This is a genomic window from Promicromonospora sp. NFX87 (genome assembly GCF_048564965.1).
Classification (GTDB): Bacteria; Actinomycetota; Actinomycetes; order Actinomycetales; family Cellulomonadaceae; genus Promicromonospora.
The window spans coordinates 1,646,264-1,669,841 of record NZ_CP183413.1 but is presented as its reverse complement, the minus strand read 5'-3'; the positions used below and the strand labels follow the sequence as shown (position 1 = coordinate 1,669,841).

The following is a 23,578-nucleotide window of genomic DNA, read 5'->3' as shown; positions in this document are numbered from 1 at the left end:
AGACTGCCGGGCTGAAGTTTCACCCGCAGTTTCCGCAACAAGTAGTTTCCGCAACAAGTACTGGAGCACCTCCATGACCCCCGAGGCCTGGAAGACGATAGCGATCGTCGCGTACCTGGCGCTGATGCTGGGTATCGGCTACGCCGCGTTCCGCCGCACGGACGACAACCTCGACGACTACATGCTCGGCGGACGGCGGCTCAGCCCGGGCGTCGCCGCACTCAGCGCGGGCGCGTCGGACATGTCCGGCTGGCTCCTGATGGGCCTGCCCGGCGCCATCTACGTGAGCGGGCTCGTCGAGGCCTGGATCGCCATCGGCCTGACGATCGGCGCCTGGCTCAACTGGAAGTTCGTCGCACCCCGCCTGCGGGCCTACACGGAGACGGCGAAGAACTCGATCACCATCCCGAGCTTCTTCGAGAACCGGCTGCACGACACGTCGCGCTTCCTGCGGGTCGCGTCGGGCGCCATCATCCTGGTGTTCTTCACGTTCTACGTCTCCTCCGGCATGGTGGCCGGCGGCACGTTCTTCGAGGGTTCGTTCGGGCTCGACTACACCACGGGCATCTGGGTCGTGGGCGGCGTGACGCTCGCCTACACGCTGTTCGGCGGCTTCCTCGGCGCCACCTGGACCGACGTCGCGCAGGGCATCCTGATGCTGCTCGCCCTGGTCGCGGTGCCCGTCGTGGCCTTCATCGACCTCGGGGGCTGGGGCCCGATCCACGACGGCATCCTCGCCGCCGAGACCAGCGACGCGGCGAACCACCTGTCGCTCCTGGCCGGCGCCACCTTCACCGGCGTGGTCTCGGCCGCCGCCTGGGGCCTGGGCTACTTCGGCCAGCCGCACATCATCGTGCGCTTCATGGCCATGCGCTCCCCGCAGGACGCCGTCGCCGGACGCCGCATCGGCATCACCTGGATGGTGCTCACCGCGCTCGGCGCGATAGTCACCGGCCTGATCGGCGTCGCCTACACGAACATCCACGACGAGACGCTGGAGAACCCGGAGACGGTGTTCCTGTTCCTGTCGCAGGTGCTGTTCCACCCGCTGATCGCGGGCCTCGTGCTCGCCGCGGTCCTGGCGGCGATCATGTCGACCATCTCGTCGCAGCTCATCGTCTCCTCGTCCGCACTGGTCGAGGACCTGGTCAAGATCACCGGCCGCGCGATGACCCCGCGTACCGAGGTCATGCTGGGCCGCGCCGGCGTCCTGCTCGTCGCGGTGATCGCCGGGATCATCGCGTTCGACCGCACCGACACGATCCTGGACCTCGTCGGGTTCGCGTGGGCCGGGTTCGGCGCAGCGTTCGGGCCGACGGTGCTCCTGAGCCTGTACTGGCGCCGCCTCACCAGCTGGGGCGCGCTGTCCGGCATGCTCGTCGGCGCCGTCGTCGCGTTCGCCTGGGGCCGGTCCCCGCTCGCGGACACGCTCTACGAGCTGGTCCCCGGCTTCGTGCTGGGCGGGCTCGTCGCGGTAGTCGTCAGCCTGCTCACGCCCGCGCCGTCCGAGGCGGTCCGGGCGGAGTTCGCCGAGGCGACCCGCCTCGCGTCGGCGAAGCGGACCGTCAAGGCCTGACGGCGCCGAGCGACTCGCCGAGCCACCGGTCGAACGTGCGCCGCGCGGCCTCGGCGAGCGCCGGGCCGTACGCGGCGGCGTCCGACCGGATGCCTGCCGGGTCGATGCCCGCACTCGCGAGCTCGTGCGCGTGGCCCACCAGCCACCGCTCGATCTGCGTGTGGTCGGCCTCGAGGTGGAACTGCAGCCCCAGCACGTGCGAGCCGATCGCGAACGCCTGGTTGGGGAAGCCCGGTGTCTCAGCGAGGCGGACGGCGCCCTCCGGGATCGCGAACTGGTCGCCGTGCCAGTGCAGCACCCGGACGCCGTCCAGCGGCGCCAGCGCTGTGTCACGACCCTCGGCAGTCAGGGTCAGCGGGGCGTAGCCGATCTCCTTGCGACCGGTGGCGACGACGTCCGCCCCGAGCACCGCGGCGACGAGCTGCGCCCCCAGGCAGACGCCGAGGGTCGGGCGCCCGGCCCGGACCCGCGCCGCGATCGCTTCCCGCTCGGCGGCCAGGAACGGGTAGGCGTCCGTCTCGTACACGCCGATCGGGCCGCCGAGCACGACCAGGAGGTCCGGCTCCAGGGCGGCCTCCGGCGTGAGGGGCTCGACCGGCACGTCCAGGTACGACGTCCGGAACCCGCGGGCGCGCAGCAGGGGTTCGAGCAGCCCGAGGTCCTCGAAGGGCACGTGCCGGATCGCGAGCGCCTCGCGCGTCATGGGGTGAGTCATGGGTGCGGCTCCTCGGTCAGGTTCCGGTCTTCGCTGGTAGGGATCTTGGCTGGTACGGAGTCGAGGCGCCTAGCTGGCCGTGGCGTCCGCGATCGCGGTCGCCACGGCCTCGAATCCGCCGTCGTTGATCCGGCGGGCGTAGTCCGCGTCCCGGAGCGCCCGGTAGTGGGCGAACAGGTAGGCCCGCTCGGGATGCGCGCCGGTCGCGGCGATCAGGGACTCGAGGCGGTCCCGGATCCCCGGCAGCAGCTGCGGGCCGGGCGGGAACTCGTCGAAGCGATTCCTGAGGAGCGGCAGGAGGTCCCACTCGCCCGGGCCGTGCGACGGCTTGGGATCGATCGCCTTCCAGGACGTTCCCGACCGGAGCACGTTCTCGTAGTGGAAGTCGCCGTGCAGCAGCACGTGGGGCGCGCTGCGGAAGGCGCGCTCGACGTCGGGCCGGAGCTCGCGGATCGGCTCGCGGTACGTCTCTCCCGGCTCCGGGGCGTGCGACTCCAGCTCCAGCGCGTCGTCGAGGCCCGACCATGCCGAGCCCGACCATTCCGAGCCCGACCACTCCGAGCCCGACCACTCCGGGACGTGCAGGAGGCTCAGGAGCTCGGCCGCGACCTCGATCGCGGCACTCATGGGGGCGGAGGTGAGGCTCGCCCCCGCGTCGAGGCGTTCGAGCAGCAGTGCGCCTGCCGCGCCGGACGACTCGATGAGCCGCGCCGCACCCTGCCCGTCCCAGCGGCGCAGGGCCTCCGCCTCGTTCCTCGTCTCCGCGTCACGCCAGCTCACCTTCAGCATGGCGGCGGTCCCGTCCGCACGGCGGACCTCCCACACCAGGCCGACGTTGCCGGCGACCGGCAGGCCGGCCAGCGTCAGGTTCCATTCGCGCAGGAGCTGCTCGACCAGGTCCGGGAGCCGGTCGAGCCACTCGCGCCCGGCCTGCTGCTCGCGTTCGACGGTCTGGACGGCGAACGGTTCGGGGACGGTGAGGAAGTCCGATGTCACGCCAGCTCCTTGAGCAATGCGGACCTCTTGCCCGCCCGGCAACCCTAAGCCCGGGCAAGCGCCGGATCCGCCGTCGATCCGATGACGGTCCGACGGGCGAACCGACGGCCAACCGACGGCGACGGAACTGCGACGCGCGAGACCTTGACACAGCCGCCGGACGGACCCGACCATGGTGCGACTGGGAGCGCTTCCACAATCTTCCAGTCGCATGTCCACCGCAGCGGAAGCTCACCCGAAGCGAACAGCAACGAGGCGTTCGCAGAGACCCTGGGAGATCCCCCACATGACACGACCGACCTCTCGGCGCCGGCTCCTGGCCGCCCTGACCGTCTGCGCCATCGGCGCGGCCTTGCTCGGCGCCGGCCCCGCCCAGGCGAGCAACGACGTCCTCTCCCCCGGGACGCAGATCTACAACGACCCGCACAGCTCCACCAAGGAAGCGGCCCGCAAGCTGCGGGGGCAGGCCAAGCTCGACGCGCTCCAGCTCAGCCGGGTGCCCAGCTCCACCTGGTTCACGGACGGCACGCCCGCCGAGGTGAAGCGCGAGGTCCGCAAGCTGGTCAAGCACACGGAGCGGAAGGTGCCCGTGCTGGTCGCGTACAACATCCCGTTCCGCGACTGCGCGCTCTACTCGGCGGGTGGCGCCCTCGGCGTCGCCGAGTACAAGGCGTGGATCGACGGCTTCGCGGCCGGGATCGGACGGGAGGAGGTCGCCGTCGTGCTGGAGCCCGACGGGCTCGGCGTCATCCCCTGGTACACCACGCTGGACGGGCAGCTCGAGCGGTGCCAGCCGCCGGAGTACGACCCCGTGACCACCGGCCGGGACGCCTCCGCCGAGCGCTTCGAGATGCTCAACTACGCGGTCGACCGCCTGAAGCAGCAGCCGAACGCCGTCGTGTACCTCGACGGGACGAACACGTCCTGGCTCAACGTGGGCGAGGCCTCCGACCGCCTCGTCAAGGCGGGCGTCCAGCGCGCGGACGGGTTCTTCCTGAACGTGTCCAACTACGAGTTCACCGAGAACAGCACCGCCTACGGCACCTGGATCTCCCAGTGCATCGCCTACGCCACGCAGGTGGTGCCCGGTGACTACGCGAGCTGCGGCAACCAGTACTGGAGCGGCGGCCCCGCGAACGACTGGACCGGCGTGACCCTGTCCAACCAGGGCATCTGGAGCCCGACGGCGGCGGATCCCGCGCTGAACACCGCGGGCATCGACTCGCGCTACGAGGCCGCGCTCGGCGGCGTCGAACCCAGCACGCACTTCGTCATCGACACGTCCCGCAACGGCCGCGGGGCCTGGGCCGCGCCGGCCGGCGTCTACCCCGACGCCGAGACGTGGTGCAACCCGCCGGACCGCGGCCTGGGCCTGCGTCCGACGACCGACACCGGCAACGAGCTCGTCGACGCCCTGCTGTGGATCAAGATCCCCGGCGAGTCCGACGGCCAGTGCTACCGCGGCCTCGGCGGACCCGAGGACCCGGAGCGCGGCATGGTCGACCCGGCCGCCGGCCAGTGGTTCCCCGAGCAGGCACGCGAGCTGATCGAGCTCGCTCAGCCCCCGCTCGGCGGCAGCTGAACACCCACCACCAGCCCACAAGTCACCCACCGGTACCAATGGAGGTACTCATGCGATCAACCATGCGATCAACGATGACGCAGCACCGCTCCACCGCACGCTCACGCCGCCGGCTCCTGGGCCTGGCTCCCGCTCTGGCCCTGGGCCTGCTGTTCGGGCTCACGGCGACGCCGGGACTGACGCCCCCGGCCGCCGCGGTCGGCGGCAGCTTCACCGACAACTTCGACTCGCACAACGGCGGCCGCTGGAACAAGGCCGACGGGTGGAGCAACGGCGGCATGTTCAACGCCGGCTGGCGCGCCGACCACGTCTGGCACAGCGGCGGCGTCCTGGGCCTGAACCTGAACAACACCCCGTGCCCGGGCGGCTGCTCGAACAAGCCGTACGCCTCCGGGGAGTACCGCACCAACGAGCTGTACTCCTACGGGCGCTACGAGGTCCGGATGAAGGCGGCGTCCGGGTCGGGGCTCGTCTCCTCGTTCTTCACCTACACGGGTCCGAGCGACGGTCAGCCGTGGGACGAGATCGACGTCGAGATCCTCGGCAAGAACACCTGGCAGATGCAGACCAACTACTTCACCGGCGGGGCCGGCAACCACGAGGCCGTCATCAACCTCGGCTTCGACGCCGCGGCCGGGTACCACAACTACGCCATCGAGTGGCGGAACGGCAACATCAAGTGGTTCGTCGACGGTCGCCAGGTGCACGAGGAGAACGGCTCACGCGGGGCGCTCCCGACGCGTCCGCAGCGCATCATGATGAACCTGTGGCCGGGGACCGGGGTCGACAGCTGGCTCGGGCCGTTCAACTACACCGGGCAGAAGACCGCCACCTACGACTGGGTCCGGTACACGCAGTACTGAGTTCGAACAGGTACTGATCTCGAACGGGTACTGACCTCGAAAGCGCCCGGCGGGAGGGTGACGTCCCAACCCCTCCCGCCGGTGTCTCCTACCTGACTCAGTCGTGACCGGGTGCCCCACCAGGCGCCGAGCCCCGCACCACCAGGCGGGTGGGCAGGATGACCGGGGTCGGCGACTCGCCGTCGATCAGGCGCACCAGCATCGTCGCCATCTCCTGGCCGAGACCACGGATCGGCTGGCTCACCGTGGTGAGCGCCGGCTCCGTGCGGCGCGCGATCTCCAGGTCGTCGAAGCCCACGACCGCGACGTCCTCGGGGACGCGGCGCCCGGCCTCCTTGAGGGCGCGCAGGGCGCCCGCGGCCATGTTGTCCGACGCCGCGAAGACGCCGTCGATGTCAGGGTGCGCGTCGAGGAGCCGCGCCATCGCCCTGGCGCCGTCCTCGAAGCTGAAGTCGGCGTGCTCCACCCGGTCGGCGGGCTGCCCGCCCACCGCCATGGCGTCCGCGAACCCCTGGTACCGGGCGACCGCCGCCTGCAGGTCGGTGGGGCCCGCGATCGTGGCGATGCGCCGGCATCCGGAGCTCAGCAGGTGCTCGGTGGCGGAGCGGGCGCCGCCCCGGTTGTCGACGTCGACGTACCAGCGGGCCTCGCCGTGCAGCGGCCGGCCGCCGATGACGACCGGCAGCTCGGTCGCCGCCGCGACGCGGTTCAGCGGGTCGTCGCCGCGCAGGGCCATGAGCATCACCCCGTCGGAACGACGGGACCGCAGCAGTCGCTCGAGCCGGGCCTGGCCGCGCTCCGAGGACGCCAGCATGAGCGTGAGATCGAGCTCCGACCGGTCCAGCCCCGCGGCCACACCCACGAGCACCTGCGAGAAGAACGGGTCCCCGAACAGCGCGGGGTCGTCGTTGGAGATCGCGAGCACCACCGACCCGCCGGTGCTCGTCGCCAGGGCGCGCGCCGTCGCGTTCGGGACGTAGCCGAGCTCGCTCGCGGCACGGGCGACCGCCTCGCGCTTCGCCGGGCTCACGTTGCGGGCGTTGTTCATCGCGCGGGACGCCACGGAACGCGAGACCCCTGCCCGCCGGGCGACCTCCTCGAGCGTGGGCACCTTCGGCGCTCGGCCCGGGCCGGTGGTCATGGGGTCTAGCATGCGCGCAAGCCTAGTGCCCGCCGCTCAGTCCCCCGCCGTGCGCACCCCCTCCATGCGGTCGGCCAGGCGCACGTGCCGTGTGACCCACGGGCCGAGCAGCGCGAGCAGGCCGGCGAAGACGAGCGCGACCACGCCGATGCCGCCGAAGTACACGGTGTCGGACGCCCCGGCCGTGGCCTGGACGAGCTGCGCGGTGATCGCCTGCCCGGCGGCGGGCGCCAGGAACCACAGGGCCATCGCCTGCCCCTGGTAGGCGCGGGGCGCGAGCAGCGTCGTCGCGGCCAGGCCCACGGGCGACAGGCACAGCTCGCCGAGCGTCTGGATCACGAACACGGACACGAGCACCCAGCCCGGCGTCAGGCCGTCGCCCGCCATCGCCGAAGCCGCCGCCAGCACGAGGAACGACGTCGCCGCGAGCGCCAGGCCGATGGCGAACTTGTACGGCGTGGGCGGGCGGTCCTTGGTCCGGACCCAGAGCCAGGCGAAGACCGGCGCGAGGATGATGATCGAGGCGGGGTTCACGGACTGGAAGAACTCGGGGCTGACGGTGAGGCCGAGCACCTCGCGCGACGTCCGCTCGGCGGCGAAGGTCGCGAGCGTGGTGGCCGCCTGCTCGAAGATCATGAAGAAGAGCATCGCGGCGACGAACAGCGGGATGTAGGCGAGCAGGCGGGGGCGTTCGGCATCGGTCACGCGGGGTGAGCGGTACATGACGACGAAGAACGCGACGGGCGCGAGGAACGCGACGTAGCTGAGGGTGTCGATGAGGGCGTACACGCCCCACTCCCCCGACACGAGCCGCGCCACGAGGTAGACGAGGCCGACGGCGGCGGCGATGACGACAAACATCCGCGCGACGGCGGGGCGCTCCTCGGGCCGGACGGGGTTGGGTACGACGTCGCCCGCTCCGTGCAGGTTCTTGCGGCCCAGCACGAAGAACACGAGCGCGAACGCCATGCCGAACGCGGCGACGGAGAACCCGGCGTGGTAGCCCCAGACGGCTCGGACGGCGCCGACGACGATCGGCGAGAACAGCGAGCCGATGTTGATGCCCATGTAGAAGATCTGGAACGCGGCCTCGCGCTTGGGGTCGTCCCGGCGGTAGAGCGAGCCGACCATCGAGGAGACGTTCGGCTTGAGCAGGCCGGTGCCGAGCGCGACCAGCACGATGCCGAGGTAGGAGAACCCGGCCGCCGGGATCGCCAGCAGGACGTGCCCCGCGGCGATGACGACGCCACCGTAGAGCGTGGAGCGTCGTGCGCCGATCACGCGGTCGGCGAGCCAGCCACCGACCACCGAGAGCAGGTAGACGCCTGTGCCGTAGATCGAGACGATGGCTTCGCCGAGCGTCTGGTCGAGCCCGAGGCCGCCGTCGGCGATGGTGTCGGTCAGGTAGTAGACCAGGATGGCGCGCATCCCGTAGTAGCTGAACCGTTCCCACAGCTCGGTGGTGAACAGCGTCATCAGGCCGAGCGGGTGCCCGAAGAACCGGCGGTCGCCCGCGAGCGCGGGGGCGGGAGGCTGTTCGGTCGGGGATCCGGTGCTCATCCCCCGATCGTCATGGGGTTACGGGCGGCGCGCACCTCAGGGCAGAACCTCAGAGCATGCGGCCGACGACGCGACGCCGGACGACGACGCCGACGTGCACCGCCAGGGCGGCGTAGAAGCACAGGTGCGCGGCGATGTGGAGCGGCACGAGGTCGCTGCTGCCGACCACCAGCGCGATACCGGTCGCCGGGACCACGAAGAGCATCGCGAGCAGGGTCTGCTCGGCCCGGTGCAGCACCTTGCGGTCGGTCCGGGTCAGCCGCGGGTCCCAGGGCGGCAGCGTCGTCGTGCGGCGCCAGACGACACGCACGATGCCGATCGCGACGATCGCCAGCCCGAGCAGGACGTGCCAGCCGGGCAGGGTCAGGCCGCCGGCTGGGTCCCCGGCCAGGTCACCGGGCAGGTCACCCGACCACAGGTCGGCCCAGGCGGTGCCGACGGCGTCCTCGGCGTCCTCCTCGCGGACGTCCTGCGCCTGCTCGCACCGGTCCTCGAGCTCGTCGAGGCGCTGTTCCTCGGCGTCCGACGTGTCGCCGCCGCTGCGGTCCTCGCCCGGCGGGTCGCAGTCGACGTCGGGCACGTCGGCCTTGTCGTCCATCACGTAGCCGACGGCGAGCTGGGCCAGGAGCAGCGCGACGGTCGACCAGTGCAGGACCTTCGTGACGACCCCGTAGCCGTGCTCACCGTTGCGCCACCTCATGGGCGTTACCTCACCGCAGATCCGCTCAGCCGTCCAGTCACCCCCATAACCACCCAAAGCCACCGCGAGTGCGAGCTACCGGGACCCGTGGCACGGTGCCAGAGGAGTTGCCACCGAACAGGAGACGACCATGAGCGAACAGCTCGGCTACGACCCCACCCAGGACCCCGACGCCGATCCGGACCAGCTCAACCCGCGCGAGGGAGCCGCTGCCGGCAACGACGAGGACGACGCGTCCGGCCAGCACACCGGTCAGGCCGCCGGTCAGGACACCGACACCGACCAGGACGCCGATCCCAGCTCCATGAACCCCCGCACCGGTCCCCGAGCCCACCCCGAGAGCTGAGGTCGACCATGCGGTCCACCTGGTACACGGACGCCGTCATCTATCAGCTCGACCCCCGCCTCTACGCCGACTCCAACGACGACGGCTGGGGCGACCTGCGCGGCATCACCGAACGCCTGCACTACCTGCGCGGGCTCGGGGCCACGTGCGTGTGGCTGCTGCCCTTCTACACGTCGCCCTTCCGTGACGGCGGCTACGACGTCAGCGACCACCTCGCCATCGACCCGAGGCTGGGCGACCTGGCCGACATGGCCCACCTGCTCGAGGCCGCCGAGGACCTCGGCCTGCATGTCCTCGTCGAGCTGATCACGCAGCACACCTCCGACCAGCACCCCTGGTTCCAGGAGGCGCGGCGTGACCGGAGCTCGCCCTACCGCGACTACTACATCTGGGCCGACGAGCCGAACGACGACATCAAGCCGATGTTCCCCGACGTCGAGCCCAAGACGTGGACCTGGGACGACGAGGCGCAGCAGTTCTACCGGCACGCCTTCTACTCCCACGAGCCCGACCTGGCCCTCGACAACCCCCGCGTCCGTGACGAGCTGTACCGCATCGTCACGTTCTGGCTCCGCATGGGCGTCTCGGGGTTCCGCGTGGACGCCGTCCCGATGATGCTCGAACGGGCACGGGCCGCCCGCCCGGACACCGACGGGCAGTGGCTCGTGCGCGACCTGCGGACCGCCGTGTCCGGGCAGCGCACGGGAGCCGTGCTGCTCGGTGAGGTGGACGTGGCGCCCGACGAGTACGCCCACTACTTCGGGTCGGACGGCCAGGGCATGACCATGCTGCTCGACTTCTGGTCCAACAACCATCTCTTCCTCGCGCTGGCGCGCGGCCAGGCCGAACCGATGGAGCGGGCACTGCGCAACCAGCCCGCCCCGCCCGACGGCGCCAGCTACGCGCACTGGTTGCGCAACAACGACGAGCTGGACCTGGAACGGCTCACCGCGGACGAACGGCAAGAGGTGCTCAAGGCCTTCGCCCCGGACGAGTCGATGCAGGTCTACGGCCGCGGCATCCGCCGTCGGCTGGCACCCATGCTCGACGGCGACACCCGCCGCCTCGCCATGGCGCACGCCGTCCTGCTCTCCATGCCCGGGCCTCCGGTACTGCGGTACGGCGACGAGATCGGGATGGGCGACGACCTCGACCGGCCGGAGCGTGAGGCGGTCCGCACCCCCATGCAGTGGTCGAGCACGCCGACGGCGGGCTTCTCGAACGCCCCACCCGACCGGTTCCAGGCTCCCGTGGTCACCGGCCCCTACGGCCCCGAGCACGTGAGCGTGGACGAGCAGAGCGTGCGCGACGGCTCGCTGCTGCAACGAGTGGGCGGTCTGGTGCGCGCCCGGCTGGGGCTGAGCGAGCTCGGCCGCGTCCGCCCGGAACCCTGGGACCTGGGCGTCCCGTCGGTGCTGGCGCTGCGCTACCAGGTCGCGGAGTCCAGCGTCCTCCTGCTCGCGAACCTCGCGGACGAGGACGTCGTCGCCAAGCTGCCCGCCGACGAGGCCTCGGCGCTCGCGGCAGGCCTCGCGCGCTACGTCGACGTGCACGTGGACCAGGACTACCCGCCCGTCGAGACCGACGGGCGCATCCCCGTCGCCGGGTACGGCTACCGGTGGCTGCGGCGCACGGTCGACGGCGGCGCGGTGGACGACCCGGCGGTGGAGCCGGCGGGCGGGAACCCGGAGAAGAAGCGATGACCGTCATCGGCTTCCACGTCTCCCACGAGCAGCTCCACCCGACGGAAGCACTGCGCGTGGCCCGGCTCGCGCAGGACGCCGGCTTCGACGCCGGGATGTGCTCCGACCATGTGGCGCCGTGGAGCGAGCGGCAGGGCGAGTCGGGGCTGTCGTGGTCCTGGCTCGGCGCCGCGCTCGCCGGCACGGAGCTGTCCTTCGGCACCGTGTGCGCGCCCGGCCAGCGCTACCACCCGGTGATCGTCGCGCAGGCCATCGCGACCCTCGGGGCGATGTACCCGGGGCGGCTCTGGGTCGCCCTCGCCTCGGGCGAGAACCTGAACGAGCACGTGACCGGTGACCCGTGGCCGCCCAAGCCCGAGCGGGACGCCCGCCTGGCGGAGTGCGTGCAGGTGATCCGGGCGCTCCTGCGCGGCGAGGAGGTGGACCACACGGGCCGCGTCGTCGTGCGTCAGGCACGGCTCTGGACGCTTCCCGAGACCATGCCGCCGCTGATCCTCCCGGCCCTGACCGTCGCCACCGCGCGCCGGCACGCCACCTGGGCGGACGGCCTGGTCACCGTGAACAAGCCGGTCGCGGAGCTGCGGCAGATGATCGAGACGTACCGGGAGGCCGGGGGCCAGGGCGAGATCGCCGTCCAGGTGCACCTCTCGTGGGCGCCCACCGAGGCGGAGGCCGAGGCGACGGCGCTGGACCAATGGCACACGCTCACCGGCCCGCCCGAGGTCGCCGCGGACACCGCGACGACCGCCGAGTTCGACGCCCTCGCCGCGGACGTCGGCATCGCGGACGTGCGGCGCGCCGTGCTGGTCTCGTCCGACCTCGGCGAGCTGACGGGGCACCTGGCCGCCCTGCGCGACGCCGGAGCCGACCGCCTCTACCTGCACCACGTGGGCAAGCAGCAGGACGCTTTCATCGAGGCGTTCGGCGAGCACGTGCTGCCGGCGCTGCGCGCCTGACGGCGTGGTCCCGAACTCGCGGATCCCAACGCGCGGCTCCAGGACTCAGGACCCGCTCGTGGCATAGGCGGGCGACATCCCGAAGTCGACGACCACGCACGGCTCGTCACCGACCACCCAGGCATCGTGCCCCGGCTCGATGCGCACCACCTGGTTCGGGGCTGCCTCGGCGGTGGTGCCGTCGTCCATCGCGACGTGCATCCGCCCCGACATGACGTACAGGAAGTGCGGCGACTGGCAGCTCTCGGTGCCGGCGATCGGCTTCACGTGCTCGGACCACCGCCAGCCGGGTTCGAAACGACCCTTGCTGACCATGCTGTCGGCGAGCGTGACCATCTGTACCTCGCCCTTGGCGGCGAACGGCCGGACCTCATCCGGTTCGTCGAAGCTCTTCGACTCCAGTGCAGACATGACGGGCCTCCTCGATCATCGTTGACCGCGTGGTCGTCGATGGCCGCGTGGTTCTTCCACGGTACGTCCGCCCGCCCGTAAAGGATCCTGGCCATCGACGATCCGCCGGGTGATCTCACGGCCACGGCGGGCGTCACCGCTGCCGTCATCTCGACCGTCATCTCGACCGTCATCTCGACCGTCACCGTGGCTGTGCGACGGCCGTCATCGCGGCTGAGCAGCGGATAGCGTAGGGACATGGGCACGCTGCCCGACTGGCTCGGCTGGTGGTCGAGCGCGGACTACGACGTGGCGCGCACGCTGCTCCAGCGTGGCTTCGGCGCGCTGTACGCGCTCGCCTTCCTCGGCGCGCTGCGTCAGTTCCGGCCGCTGCTCGGGGAACGCGGCTTCCAGCCCGTGCCGAGGTATGTCGCGCGCACGCACTGGCGCGACGGGCCCTCCCTGTTCCGGCTGCGCGGCCTGCGCTACTCCGACCGGCTGCTCGTGGCGGTCGCCTGGTGCGGCATGCTGCTGGGGGCGAGCGTCGTCGTCGGACTGCCGCAGGCCGGGCCCTGGTGGGTGCCCGCGCTCGTGTTCCTCGCGCTGTGGTGGCTCTACCTGTCGCTCGTGAACGTGGGGCAGACCTTCTACGCCTTCGGCTGGGAGACCCTGCTGTGCGAGGCGGGATTCCTCGCGGCATTCCTCGGGTCCGACGCCGTGGGCACGCCCCTCCTGATGATCTTCGCGGTGCGCTGGCTGCTGTTCCGGCTGGAGCTCGGCGCCGGCCTGATCAAGTGGCGCGGCGACACCGCCTGGCGCGACCTCACCGCCCTCAACTACCACCACGAGACGCAGCCGCTGCCCGGCCCGTTCTCCTGGCACGCCCACCACCTGCCACGCTGGTGGCACCGGTTCGAGGTCGCCGGCAGCCACGTCACCCAGCTGCTCCTGCCGTGGCTCCTGCTGCTCCCGCAGCCGTTCCCGTCGGTCGCCGCCCTGGCGTTCGTCCTCACCCAGGGCTGGCTGGTGCTGACCGGCAACTTCGCCTGGCTCAACTGGGCCACCATCGTCCTGTCGCTCGGCGTGGTCGACGACGGCACGTGGGCCTGGCTGGGCGGCCTGCTCGGCCTGCTCGGGCTGCCCGGCGACGGCGGGGCGGCAGCGTCGTCGTCCGCCGGGGCTGCGACGTCCGCCGGGGCTGCCGCCGCGCCCGCCGCGCCACTCGACTTCCTGGTCGTGGTCAGCGCCGTGGCCCTGCTGCTCCTGGCGCTGTCGGTCCGGCCGGCCCTCAACCTCGCCTCCCGCAACCAGCGGATGAACGCGAGCTTCGAGCCGTTTCGGCTGGTCAATGCCTACGGGGCGTTCGGGTCGATCACCCGGCGGCGCGACGAGATCACCGTGGAGGGCACCCTCGCGGACGACCCCGGCCCCGACGACTGGGTCGAGTACGAGTTCCGCGCCAAGCCCGGACCGGTCGGCCGACGTCCGCCGCAGGTCGCGCCCTATCACCTGCGCCTGGACTGGCTCATGTGGTTCCTGCCGCTCGGCCACTCCGCGCGGTGGTTCACGGTGTTCCTGCGCCGGCTGCTGGAGGCCGACCCCGAGACCCTGCGGCTGCTGCGCCACGACCCGTTCGACGGCCGGCGACCGCGCGCCGTCCGGGCGGTCCTGCACCGCTACCGGTACACGACGCCGGAGGAGCGGCGCCGCACCGGCGACTGGTGGGTCAGGGAGCGGCTCCAGCTCGCGGTGGACCCGGTGCGCCTGCCGGTCGCGTGACGACCGCCGCCGGGTGACGAGCGCCGCTGTCTGACGAGCGCCTCCGTGTACGACCGCCGCCGCCCCGCCTACGCCGCGCTGTCCCGCACCACCCAGTCAGCCAGGGCGGACAGCGGGACCAGCAGCTCACGACCCCGCGCCGTGAGCCCGTACTCGACGCCCGGCGGGACCGTCGGGAACACGGTCCGGACCACGAGCCCGTCGTCCTCCAGCGTCCGGAGGGTGCGCGTCAGCATCCGCTGGCTGATCCCGTCCACCCGCCGGTGGAGCTCGTTGAACCGGTGCGCACGCTCGGCGAGCAGCATGAGGACGAGCAGCGTCCACTTGTCGCCCAGCATCCGGACCGCGTGCGTGACCGGGCACGCCTCGTACTCCTCGACCGGGACCTTTCCTGGCAGCCCGGCGCCGATGGCGGCGGCGACCATGTGGGGCACACCGGTGTTCCCATCTGACATGAAAGTGCCTTCTTCCGAGACGTCCGCGCGACCGTGAGGATCGATCCCGTCACCGTATCCAACGGGCGGCAAGTTGACGACGAGGAGACAAGAGTGAGCACCTCCCCCACCCTGCTGGTCCTGGGCGCCGGTCCCGGGCTCGGCATGTCGGTAGCCCGTCGCTTCGGCGCGGAGGGATACGACGTCGGTCTCGTCTCCCGCAGCGCAGATCGGCACCAGGGCTACCTGGACGACCTGCGCTCGGTCGGCGTCCGCGCGGTCGCGGTCGCCGCGGACGTACGAGCTCCCGGCGAGATACGTCGCGCGATCGACGAGATCCAGAGCGAGCTCGGACAGATCGACGTCGTCTATCACGGGCCGGGCGCGGACAACCCCGCAGCCCCGCCCGTCGGCATCCTCGAGACGGGCCCGGACGAGGTGCGCGCCGCAGCCGCCCAGGTGGTGGAGCCCGCCGTCGAGCTGGCGGGGCTGGTCTTGCCCGGGATGCGCGAACGCGGCCAAGGCGCGATCGTCTACGTCGCGGGGCTCAGCGCGCTGGTCCCGCTGCCGTTCCTCGGACCGTTCGCGCCGGCTTCGGCCGCGCTGCGCACCTATGCCCTGACTCTCGCCGAGGCCGCAGCGCCCGAGGGCATCCACGTCGGATCCCTGGTGGTCGGCGGACTCATCGAACGCGGAGACATCCACCGCATGCTGACCTCCCTGCCCGCGAACGCCGACGGCGCACCCGGCCTCGGCCTTCCCACGACGACCCTCGACCCCGACGACCTGGCCGACGCCGTCTGGCGCCTCGCCGCGGGCTCCGAGCGCGAGATCGTGGCGGACGCCATCACGGTGTAGTCCGGCTCGCCTCTCGGCTTCGGGGCATGTTCGCTGGGACGGTACCGACGAAGACCGGCCCTGCGGCCACCGTTTGGCGATGGTGGCGGGCGGGTCCAGCGTGTGCGGATCTGCCCGTCCGGGGCTTGGCTCTTGTCAGGTGGGTCGGTCGGTCAGATGGGTCCGTCGGTCGGGGGGCTGGGCCGATCGGGTTGGCGGGTCGGACTTGTGGGCGGGATCGGTCAGGCGGCTTCGTTGGGTTCGCGGGGTCCGGCCGGCCGCTCAGGCTACTTCGGTGGTGGGCGGAGGTTGGGCTTCGATGGCTTCAGGTAGACGGATGCGGTGCCCGCGGGCGTCGGTGAAGGCCCACCCGGTCTCCAGGAGGGCACCGGCCGTGGTGTTCGTGGCTGGCTTGCCGGTCCAGTGCATGGTGATGCCCTTGGTATCGACGAGCTGGTGGTGGTACCAGCACAGCAATGCACTGTTGGTCACTGAGGTGTCGCCGCCGTCGGCCCAGTGGGTGATCGCGTGGTGGACCTCGCACCGTGACGGTGGCTGGTCACATCCCGGGTAGACACAGTGCTGGTCGCGGGCGATCACAGCCCGGCGCATCTGTCCCGTCACGGTGCGTTGGGCCCGACCCACGTCGAGGACGGCGCCGTCGGGTCCGAACACGATCCGGGTGACCGCACTGTGACACGCCAGGCGGCGCACCAGCGCGCGTGGGGCACGACCACCGGTCTCGGTGAACACCGGACCACCGGAGGACAAGAACCCGGACACGGTCGTAGCCGCGGTACTCCAGCCACCCGGACCTCCGGTCGGACTTTCGGTGAGGCTCCCGCCAGGGCTTCCACTCGGGCTTCCATTCGGGCTTCCCGCCGGGCTATCGGTCGGGCTTCCGGCCGCTGGGCCGGTGCTCACCGGCCCTGCACCGACATCCGCACCCGAGTTGGTGCCAGTGCTGGTGCTGGTGCCAGTGCCAGTGCCAGTGCCAGTGCCAGCGCTGGTGCCGGTGTCCGGGACGCTCGGACTTGTGCCCGGGCGGTTGCCGCGCTCTGGTGCGGTCTGCCCGCAGGTCAGGCACAGGCCGTCCCGGGTCCGGGTGACCTGGGTGACGAACTCATTCCAGGACACCGTGACGTTCAGGTGCGGCGCGATCGCCGCCCCCGGAGAGGCCTGGTTCGTGTCCAGGACAACCCGCGCCACATCCGCGAGGCCTTGTGCGCGGCGTTGCGTGGTGGTGCGGCTGTCCTCTGCTGACGGGGCGCCCATCATGGCGTTGATTGCGGTCGTGAGCTGCAGGCCGTGCTCATCGGTGAGGAACCCGGCCACGTGGTACCCGCCGAACGTCTTGGCCAGGTCCAGGAACTCGCCCTGGGCGGCCTTGTCGTCGTCGAGGTCGTCGGTGTCGGGGTCGGTGATGGTCGCGAACCGGCGCGCCACCTTCCGGAACTGGTCCGCGTTCAACACATTGGCTTCGCGCAAGACGACGCCCTCACCGGTGACCAGGGTTCCCTCGGTGATCGCGGTCTCCAGGACCTGGGTGACCAGCTCACGGGTGGTGGTGCCGTCGGGGTCGTCTGCCGGGTCGGGGAAGTCGACCGCAACGGACTGGACGAACTGTTCCGGTGTGGTGGTGTGCCCGGTGCGGGTGTCGATCAACCAGGCCAGTGCGTCGGTACGGGTCTCGCTGGTGGGTGCAACCTCGGTCATCACCCGGGCGTGATCCGCGCCGAGGGTTCCGGCGACCAGCCGCTCCCGCGTCACGGGCAGCGCAGTGGCGAGACGGCGGGCGATCGTCATGTCCTTACCCGCGGTGGACGCGGAGATGCCTTCTCGCAGGCGCAGCCAGGTCGTGAACGTGCGGGCCGCGCCACCGGAGCGCCACGAGCCCTCGTTCTCGATGCGGGGCAGCAGGGTGTACCGGACACCGTCCAACCGGCCGGTCAGCCGACGAATACGGGTGTGCGCATCAGCCAGGCGAGTGATCGTCGGGGCGTCCCATCCGGTCAGGGTTTCGGGGTTTGTCAGGGCGGTGAGGTGGTCTATCTCGTTCTCGATCCGGGCCAGTACATCCTCGATCGAGGCCGGAGCAGGCAGGCCGCCGGCGGGTCCGTTGTTCGTCGTCTGCTCCACCGTTCCCACCCCCGCCCGACTCGATCACTTGCCTCTAGTTCTGACTTCCTCGCTGTACCTATTATCTCGAACACTCGTACGATCCGCTCGCCGGATTTCAAATCTGTGGATAACTTCTGACCGCCTCGATGCCGCCTCGGGTGACACCGAAATTTCCGCATGCCAAAGCCGTCCGCGACGCTTCGCACCTCACCGTTCGCCGGCCCGACCACCCATCCAGCGCACCGCCCAGCAGCTCCCCGCTGATCCGGCCAACCCGCTATCCCTACCGTCCGCGGGCCTCCCGGCGCCGGCGGCGGGCTTCGGCGGCGCGTTCCACGGCGTCGTCGAGCTCGTCCTCGAGGGCTTCCAGGTCGGTGCGTGCCTCGTTCGCCGTCTCCCGGGCGTCGTCGAGGGCCTCGCTCGCTGCGTCTCGCTCGGCGGTGAGCCGCTCCAGCTCCCGGTCGAGGCGCTCGACCTCGTCTTCCCCGCGCTCGATCACCTCGTCCGCGGCGCGAAGCCGCTCGCGAATCTCGTCACGGCGCGCCTCCAGCACATCGACCCGCGCGGAGGTCTCCTCCACCGCATGCTCCGCGGCGACCAGGTCCGCCTCCGCGGGATCGGTCTCGTCGGCGGTCGGCGCCTCCTTCGGCTTGGACCGCCCAGTCCTGTTCGACGCCGCCGCTTTCGGCGCCACAGCCGCTTTCGACCGCCCCGTCGCCCTCGGCCGCCCCTCGCCTTCCGGCTCTCCGGCATCCTCCGGCCCTCCGGCCTCCGACGTCGCCGGACGCAGCTCGACGAGCTCGGCCTCCTCGCCCTCCTCGTCCACTATCCCGAACCCGACGTGCTGCAGCGCCCGGGACAGACGTCCTGCACGGACCACCGCCGCGGCGTCCGGATCCATCACGGCGGCGGTCAGCGTCTCGGTCATCCGGTCGAGCACGGCGGACGACACGGACCGTCCGCCCACCTCGCCCGACTCGCGGACGGCGCGGACCAGTGCGTCGGTGCGCTCACGCCGCAGGTGGTCCAGCGCCCGGATGCGGGCGCGGTCCCGGTCCTGCGTAGCGGCACGCAGCTCGTCGCCGAGCGTCGCGAGCGCCCCGATCTCGTCGGGGTGCTCCCGCGCGACCTGGTTGATCACCCACGCGGCGACCGACGGTTTCCGCAGTCGCTTGACCCGCGCGGCACCCAGGCGGTCGCCGTTGTCCGTCGCCTGGCGGACGGCGGCGTCGCGCGCGGCGATGAACTCGTCGAGAGGCCTCGCGTAGAGCGCGTCGACGGCGGTGTCGAGATCGAACTGATCGTCCGCTGGCACGCACCTACGGTGGCACGACGACGGACGACGCGCGCGACCGCCACGCCCGTCCCCGCGCGCACCATCCGTGAACCCCGTCGCCAACCCAACCGCGACCCCCTACAGCGAGAACCCCTACAGCGAACCCCTACAGCGTCGGCACCAGCACCGTCATCAGCTCCCCCGACCCGAGGTGCACCAGCGCCTTGCCCGGCGTGACCTGCGTGGCGACGGCCGACCGCGGCAGGCTCGCGCCCACCAGGTCGCCGTCGAACCGGTCCTGGGGGCTGAGCAGCGCACCGCGCCGGCTCTTCTTGACGTCGACCTGCCAGCCGGAGAACCCGCCCGCCACCTCGGACGCGTCGCCGCCGAGGATCAGGCCGCGCCGGTTGTCGGCGGCCGTGCGCAGGTAGGCCCGGAGCCAGGTCTTCGCGGGGGCATCGGCCACGAGCTCGCCGTCGTCCACCACCAGCACCACCGGCGTACCGTCCGGGTCGAGGTGCGGCGCCAGCTCCTCCTCCGTGACCTCCGCACCGGTCAGCACGGCGCGCACGCCGGCCCGCCCCTCGAAGTCGCGCAGGACGCTCGGCCGCGGCGCGAGGATCACCACCTGGGTGCCGCCGCGCAGCAGCGACTCCGTCATGACCGCGAGCATCGTGGACCGGCCCGACTTGGACGGCCCGCCCACCAGGAACGCTGGCGCGTCCCCGGCGAGGTCCATGCCGAACGCCGTCAGGTCGTCGCCGCCGACGCCGAGCAGCGCCCACATCGGCTGGGCCGCCTCCGGGCCGACGTACTGGTACGCCGCGTCCACGGTGATCGTCGAGGGCAGGTCGTCCACGCGGAACGGGCCCGTCCCGGGCGCCACCTGCGAACGCTCCCGGATCTCGGCCGCCATCCGGCGGGCGGCGCCCGTCTGGGCGCGGCCCGACGGGTCGTCACCGAGGATCGCCACCTGCACCTCGAGCCCGGAACCCGACCGGAAGGCCCGTCCGGGCAGGATCTCCTCGGGCAGCTTCTTGTGGTTGATGCCGACCATCCCGTAGTCGAACCGGTCGGTCAGCCGCAGCACGAGGGAGTCGTCGGTCAGCACGCTCATCCGGCTCGACAGCAGGCTGCGGTCGCCGGCGACCAGGAGGTGGATGCCCGCGCTCGCGCCGTCGCGCAGCAACTCCTGCACGATCTCGACGAGCTTGCCGCTGTCGATCTCGCCGTAGGTGCTCATGAAGCTCTCCCAGCGGTCGATCAGCACGAGCACGCGCGGCAGCCCGGTCCCCGGGTCGGCGAGCTCACGCTGTTCCGTGACGCTGGCGAAGTTGCCCGCTGCGAGCACCTGCTGGCGCCGCCCGAGCTCGGCCTGCAGGCGCGTGAGCAGCCGCTTGGCCCGCTCGGCCTGCCCACGCTGCACGACGGCGCCCGTGTGCGGCAGCTCGTTCAGCACCGTGAGCGCGCCGTTGCCGCAGTCGAGCGCGTACAGGTGCAGGTCGGCCACGGACATGCCGTTCGCCGCGGCGAACGCCACGGTGCGCAGCGTCGTCGAACGCCCGCTGCCCGGGGCGCCGATGACGTACCGGTGCCCGAAGTCGTCGAGGTCGATCAGGGCGGGGCCCTGGCGCTGGTCCGCGGGCGAGTCCTCCAGCGCCCACGCGAACTGCGAGCGGGCGGTCGGCTGCGCCAGTCCGTCGAGGGACAGCAGGTCCGGGAGCGCCGGCAGCCACGGCCGGCGCGGCGCGGGCCAGCCGCCCAGCCGGGCGGTCTCGCGCAGGGTCTCGACGAGCGCGGCGAGGTCGGTCTCGACGTTCTCTTGCCGCTTCACGCGGGGCCGGCTCGGCGGCGGGCCGCCGAGGTCGGCCACCGACACGCGCGCGACGAACGGCGGGTCGACCTGCCCGAGGTCGGTCAGCGACAGCCGCCGTCCGCCCACGCGGGCGGACTGGAACGGGATCAGCGACGTGCTCCCGAGCCGGGCGTAGGCCCGGCCAGGCTGCGACTTGGCGATGTCCGCCGCCTCGTTCGCGTCGATGACGTCCTTCGACTCGCTCTTGTCGGTCATCCGCAGGGCGACCCGCAGGTTGGTGTTGGCCCGGATCTCCGGGGAGATGACGCCGGACGGACGCTGCGTCGCGAGGATCAGGTGGATGCCGAGCGAGCGGCCTCGCTGGGCGATGTTGACCAGCCCGGCGACGAAGTCGGGCAGCTCGCGGGCCATCGAGGCGAACTCGTCGATGACGATCATCAGGCGCGGCAGCGTGGGTCCCACGTACCCGCGCCCCTGGGCGTCGAGGTAGTCCTCCAGGTCCTTGGCCCCGGCGGCGGCGAGGATGTGCTCGCGGAAGGTGAGCTCGGCGCGCAGCGAGTCGAGCGCCCGTTCCACGAGGTGGGAGTCGAGGTCGGTGACCATGCCGACGGTGTGCGGCAGCTGCTCGCACTGGCTGAACGCGGCGCCGCCCTTGTAGTCGACGAGCACGAAGTTCATGGTCTCGGGCGTGTTCACCACCGCGAGCGACGCGACGACGGTCTGCAGGAACTCCGACTTGCCCGATCCGGTGGTGCCACCCACCAGGGCGTGCGGCCCGTCGCGGACCATGTCGAGCGCGAACGGCCCGTCCAGCGAGACACCGATGACGGCGGCCGTGCTGCCCTTGCCGCCGTTCGAGATCATGCGCCACCGGGCCACCATCTGCTCGGCGTCAACCTCCTCGATGCCGAGCACCTCGACGAGCCTTGCGGAGTCGGGGATGAGCCCCTCGCCCTCGGTGGCGGTCACGTCGTGCACCGCGGCGACGGCGCGGGCGACGGGCTCGTACCAGTCGTCCTGCACCTCGTCGACCAGCACGGACCGCAGGTCGTCGGCGTCCTGCCGGCGCAGCGTCATGCCGCCGTCGACCCGGGCGAGCGCCACGACCGTGCACTCCTCGGGCAGCAGCTGCTCGTCGCCGTCCAGGCAGACGACGCTCACGCCGACGCCGGGGCCGTCGCGCAGGATGGAGACGACGCCGGGGAGCGCGCGCAGCCGACGGGCGCCGTCGAGCACCACGACCACCTGCGGGCCGGACAGGACCTTGTTGCTCGACCCCTCCATGGCGGCGCGACGCTGCGTGATCAGCGAGTTCACCTCGGCAACGCGGGCCGACAGGGTCTCCGTGGTGGTCCCGATCAGGGCAACGGCCTCCTGGCCGAACGACGGCCGCACGTGCGGCAGCCACGCCGCCCACGCCCAGGCCTGCACGTGCTCCGAGCTGGTCAGCACGTAGACCTGGACGTCGCGCGGGCTCTGCAGCACACCGAGCTGGCCCACCATCCAGCGTGCCCGACGGCGCGGCCAGTCCCCCGGGCCGGCCAGGCCGACCACCCCGGCCTCCTTGAGCGGCACCGTGACCGGCACGGACCGCACGGTCGCGCGGGTCTTGCGGCGGTGCTCGGGCTCGGCGCTGTCCTCGACCTCGACCCGGCTGGTCGCGTCCGCCAGCCCGAGCCGCACCGTGAGGTGGTCGCCGTCGGTGCTGCGGCGCTCCCAGAGCCGGCGGGTCGGCGTGGTCGCGATGAGCCGCAGCTCGGCGGCCCCCGGGCTGGAGACCCGGCGCCGGTGCTGCTCGCGGCGCACGGCGTCCAGCACCTCCTCCTCCAGCGCGGCCCGTTCCTCGGCGTGCTGCTTGAGGCGCTCCTTGTGCGTGATCACGCCGTTGCGCTTGGACATCCACCAGTTGCCCCAGCCCATCAGCGGCGAGGCCAGCGCGAACATCAGGTAGAACGGCGACCGGAACACGATCGCCATGACGATGCCCAGCACCGCGGGCATGGCCATGCCGAGCCACGGCAGCGGGTTGCGCGCGGGCGCGACCGGCTCGGCGGGCAGGCGGAAGTGCGTCGCGGGCATGGGCGGCAGCAGCCGCGGCGGCCGGTTGTAGTCGAGGTGGCCCGGCTCCTTGGCGGGACGCAGGTCGGCGTCGGGCCGCGTGGCCGGCTGGACCGTCAGCACGCTCGGGTCCATCCGCAGCTGCGTACCGACCGCCCACGGCGCCTCGTCCTCGCCCAGCGGCTCGTCCAGCCGGTCCAGGTGGATCGCGTGACCCGCGGAGCGCGGGTCCGGCAGACGGCGCACCCGTACCCCGCCGTCCAGCGCGACGACGACCACCACAGCGGGCCGCCCGCCCTCGCGCGGCTCGTCCACCCGGATGCGGCCGTCCGGCCCCACCTGCAGCACCGACTCGCCGACGCCGAGCCGGACCACCGAGCCGGCGCCCGTGCCACCCGTGATGCACAGGTCGACCGGACCGCCCAGGACACCGCCCCGCAGGTCCGGCTCGCCGAACGTGACGACTGCGCCGTCGCGGATGCCCGACGCCGCGACGAGCAGGCCGGCAGCTACCCGGCCGCCGTCCGCCCCCGAAGGATCTGACACCGGGCGGTCCTGCACACCGCCGTCCCACACCACCCGGCCGTCGACGTACATCGTGCTGCCCCTGGGCGCACCGACCTCGGCGGCCAGGCGCTCGGCCAGGTCCGCGGTGCTGGTGCGTTCGTCCAGGTCGAGGGACAGGAGCGCCTCGCGCGCGCCGTGCCGCGTGGTGATCAGTGCATGCAT

Annotated in this window: 18 protein-coding genes; 8 read left to right on the top strand and 10 right to left on the bottom strand. The window is 72.0% G+C overall.

Features of this window, described 5'->3' with window-relative positions; translation table 11 throughout:
- Positions 1–73 precede the first annotated feature (73 nt).
- Complete coding sequence (gene putP, locus ACNYC2_RS07520; RefSeq protein WP_419706424.1) at positions 74–1,576, top strand: sodium/proline symporter PutP; 1,503 nt, start codon at positions 74–76, stop codon at positions 1,574–1,576.
- On the opposite strand, the gene ACNYC2_RS07515 is transcribed toward putP, so the two are convergent.
- Both ACNYC2_RS07515 and ACNYC2_RS07510 read right to left on the bottom strand, forming a co-directional pair.
- Positions 1,566–2,291 (bottom strand): glutamine amidotransferase, encoded by a 726-nt coding sequence (locus ACNYC2_RS07515; protein WP_419706423.1) that lies wholly within the window; start codon positions 2,289–2,291, stop codon positions 1,566–1,568. The genes putP and ACNYC2_RS07515 overlap by 11 nt on opposite strands.
- A gap of 69 nt (positions 2,292–2,360) precedes the next feature.
- Complete coding sequence (locus ACNYC2_RS07510; RefSeq protein WP_419706422.1) at positions 2,361–3,287, bottom strand: aminoglycoside phosphotransferase family protein; 927 nt, start codon at positions 3,285–3,287, stop codon at positions 2,361–2,363.
- A gap of 286 nt (positions 3,288–3,573) precedes the next feature.
- Between ACNYC2_RS07510 and ACNYC2_RS07505 the strand changes: the two genes are divergently transcribed.
- Positions 3,574–4,869, top strand: a complete 1,296-nt coding sequence (locus tag ACNYC2_RS07505) for a glycoside hydrolase family 6 protein (RefSeq protein WP_419706421.1) — start codon at positions 3,574–3,576, stop codon at positions 4,867–4,869.
- Positions 4,870–4,919: 50 nt separating this feature from the next.
- On the top strand, positions 4,920–5,732 hold the full coding sequence (gene bglS / locus ACNYC2_RS07500; RefSeq protein WP_419706420.1) for a beta-glucanase: 813 nt from the start codon (positions 4,920–4,922) through the stop codon (positions 5,730–5,732).
- A gap of 97 nt (positions 5,733–5,829) precedes the next feature.
- On the opposite strand, the gene ACNYC2_RS07495 is transcribed toward bglS, so the two are convergent.
- The 3 genes from ACNYC2_RS07495 to ACNYC2_RS07485 are packed head-to-tail and all read right to left on the bottom strand — an operon-like array spanning position 5,830 to position 9,133.
- Positions 5,830–6,885 (bottom strand): LacI family DNA-binding transcriptional regulator, encoded by a 1,056-nt coding sequence (locus ACNYC2_RS07495; RefSeq protein ID WP_419706419.1) that lies wholly within the window; start codon positions 6,883–6,885, stop codon positions 5,830–5,832.
- Between the two features lie 24 nt (positions 6,886–6,909).
- Positions 6,910–8,433, bottom strand: a complete 1,524-nt coding sequence (locus ACNYC2_RS07490; protein ID WP_419706418.1) for a peptide MFS transporter — start codon at positions 8,431–8,433, stop codon at positions 6,910–6,912.
- Positions 8,434–8,482: 49 nt separating this feature from the next.
- Positions 8,483–9,133 (bottom strand): cytochrome b, encoded by a 651-nt coding sequence (locus ACNYC2_RS07485; protein ID WP_419706417.1) that lies wholly within the window; start codon positions 9,131–9,133, stop codon positions 8,483–8,485.
- A 130-nt stretch (positions 9,134–9,263) separates the two neighbouring features.
- Here ACNYC2_RS07485 and ACNYC2_RS07480 point away from each other — a divergent pair, with 130 nt between their 5' ends.
- The 3 genes from ACNYC2_RS07480 to ACNYC2_RS07470 are packed head-to-tail and all read left to right on the top strand — an operon-like array spanning position 9,264 to position 12,138.
- Positions 9,264–9,479, top strand: a complete 216-nt coding sequence (locus ACNYC2_RS07480) for a hypothetical protein (RefSeq protein ID WP_419706416.1) — start codon at positions 9,264–9,266, stop codon at positions 9,477–9,479.
- Positions 9,480–9,487: 8 nt separating this feature from the next.
- Entirely contained in the window at positions 9,488–11,182 is a 1,695-nt protein-coding gene (locus ACNYC2_RS07475) for an alpha-amylase family protein (RefSeq protein WP_419706415.1), read from the top strand.
- Positions 11,179–12,138 (top strand): TIGR03885 family FMN-dependent LLM class oxidoreductase, encoded by a 960-nt coding sequence (locus ACNYC2_RS07470; RefSeq protein WP_419706414.1) that lies wholly within the window; start codon positions 11,179–11,181, stop codon positions 12,136–12,138. The genes ACNYC2_RS07475 and ACNYC2_RS07470 overlap by 4 nt, the downstream gene beginning before the upstream one ends.
- A gap of 45 nt (positions 12,139–12,183) precedes the next feature.
- Here the strand turns inward: ACNYC2_RS07470 and ACNYC2_RS07465 are convergent, their stop codons facing one another.
- A complete protein-coding gene (locus ACNYC2_RS07465; RefSeq protein WP_419706413.1) occupies positions 12,184–12,549 on the bottom strand; it encodes a cupin domain-containing protein in 366 nt (121 codons plus the stop codon).
- A gap of 237 nt (positions 12,550–12,786) precedes the next feature.
- Here ACNYC2_RS07465 and ACNYC2_RS07460 point away from each other — a divergent pair, with 237 nt between their 5' ends.
- Complete coding sequence (locus ACNYC2_RS07460; RefSeq protein ID WP_419706412.1) at positions 12,787–14,307, top strand: lipase maturation factor family protein; 1,521 nt, start codon at positions 12,787–12,789, stop codon at positions 14,305–14,307.
- A 68-nt stretch (positions 14,308–14,375) separates the two neighbouring features.
- Here ACNYC2_RS07460 and ACNYC2_RS07455 read toward each other — a convergent pair whose 3' ends face one another.
- Positions 14,376–14,762: a winged helix-turn-helix transcriptional regulator gene (locus ACNYC2_RS07455; RefSeq protein ID WP_419706411.1), complete on the bottom strand. Its 387-nt coding sequence runs from the start codon at positions 14,760–14,762 to the stop codon at positions 14,376–14,378.
- Between the two features lie 93 nt (positions 14,763–14,855).
- Between ACNYC2_RS07455 and ACNYC2_RS07450 the strand changes: the two genes are divergently transcribed.
- Positions 14,856–15,599 carry an SDR family NAD(P)-dependent oxidoreductase gene (locus ACNYC2_RS07450; protein WP_419706410.1) on the top strand — a complete coding sequence of 248 codons (744 nt, stop codon included), beginning with the start codon at positions 14,856–14,858 and terminating at the stop codon, positions 15,597–15,599.
- A gap of 261 nt (positions 15,600–15,860) precedes the next feature.
- Here ACNYC2_RS07450 and ACNYC2_RS07445 read toward each other — a convergent pair whose 3' ends face one another.
- The 3 genes from ACNYC2_RS07445 to ACNYC2_RS07435 all read right to left on the bottom strand — a co-directional run bounded on the left by ACNYC2_RS07445 (position 15,861) and on the right by ACNYC2_RS07435 (position 23,578).
- Positions 15,861–17,717 carry a DUF222 domain-containing protein gene (locus ACNYC2_RS07445; protein WP_419706409.1) on the bottom strand — a complete coding sequence of 619 codons (1,857 nt, stop codon included), beginning with the start codon at positions 17,715–17,717 and terminating at the stop codon, positions 15,861–15,863.
- 265 nt (positions 17,718–17,982) lie between these two features.
- Positions 17,983–19,014, bottom strand: a complete 1,032-nt coding sequence (locus ACNYC2_RS07440; RefSeq protein ID WP_419706408.1) for a hypothetical protein — start codon at positions 19,012–19,014, stop codon at positions 17,983–17,985.
- A gap of 127 nt (positions 19,015–19,141) precedes the next feature.
- Positions 19,142–23,578: an FtsK/SpoIIIE domain-containing protein gene (locus ACNYC2_RS07435; RefSeq protein WP_419706407.1), complete on the bottom strand. Its 4,437-nt coding sequence runs from the start codon at positions 23,576–23,578 to the stop codon at positions 19,142–19,144.

Excerpts from the sequence above, each read along its gene's own strand:
- ACNYC2_RS07460 (WP_419706412.1), top strand. The coding sequence starts at position 12,787 with ATGGGCACGCTGCCCGACTGGCTCGGCTGGTGGTCGAGCGCGGACTAC.
- ACNYC2_RS07490 (WP_419706418.1), bottom strand. The coding sequence starts at position 8,433 with ATGAGCACCGGATCCCCGACCGAACAGCCTCCCGCCCCCGCGCTCGCG.
- ACNYC2_RS07465 (WP_419706413.1), bottom strand. The coding sequence starts at position 12,549 with ATGTCTGCACTGGAGTCGAAGAGCTTCGACGAACCGGATGAGGTCCGG.
- ACNYC2_RS07495 (WP_419706419.1), bottom strand. The coding sequence starts at position 6,885 with ATGCTAGACCCCATGACCACCGGCCCGGGCCGAGCGCCGAAGGTGCCC.
- putP (WP_419706424.1), top strand. The coding sequence starts at position 74 with ATGACCCCCGAGGCCTGGAAGACGATAGCGATCGTCGCGTACCTGGCG.
- ACNYC2_RS07515 (WP_419706423.1), bottom strand. The coding sequence starts at position 2,291 with ATGACTCACCCCATGACGCGCGAGGCGCTCGCGATCCGGCACGTGCCC.
- bglS (WP_419706420.1), top strand. The coding sequence starts at position 4,920 with ATGCGATCAACCATGCGATCAACGATGACGCAGCACCGCTCCACCGCA.
- ACNYC2_RS07435 (WP_419706407.1), bottom strand. The coding sequence starts at position 23,578 with ATGCATGCACTGATCACCACGCGGCACGGCGCGCGCGAGGCGCTCCTG.
- ACNYC2_RS07480 (WP_419706416.1), top strand. The coding sequence starts at position 9,264 with ATGAGCGAACAGCTCGGCTACGACCCCACCCAGGACCCCGACGCCGAT.
- ACNYC2_RS07475 (WP_419706415.1), top strand. The coding sequence starts at position 9,488 with ATGCGGTCCACCTGGTACACGGACGCCGTCATCTATCAGCTCGACCCC.
- ACNYC2_RS07455 (WP_419706411.1), bottom strand. The coding sequence starts at position 14,762 with ATGTCAGATGGGAACACCGGTGTGCCCCACATGGTCGCCGCCGCCATC.
- ACNYC2_RS07470 (WP_419706414.1), top strand. The coding sequence starts at position 11,179 with ATGACCGTCATCGGCTTCCACGTCTCCCACGAGCAGCTCCACCCGACG.
- ACNYC2_RS07505 (WP_419706421.1), top strand. The coding sequence starts at position 3,574 with ATGACACGACCGACCTCTCGGCGCCGGCTCCTGGCCGCCCTGACCGTC.
- ACNYC2_RS07485 (WP_419706417.1), bottom strand. The coding sequence starts at position 9,133 with ATGAGGTGGCGCAACGGTGAGCACGGCTACGGGGTCGTCACGAAGGTC.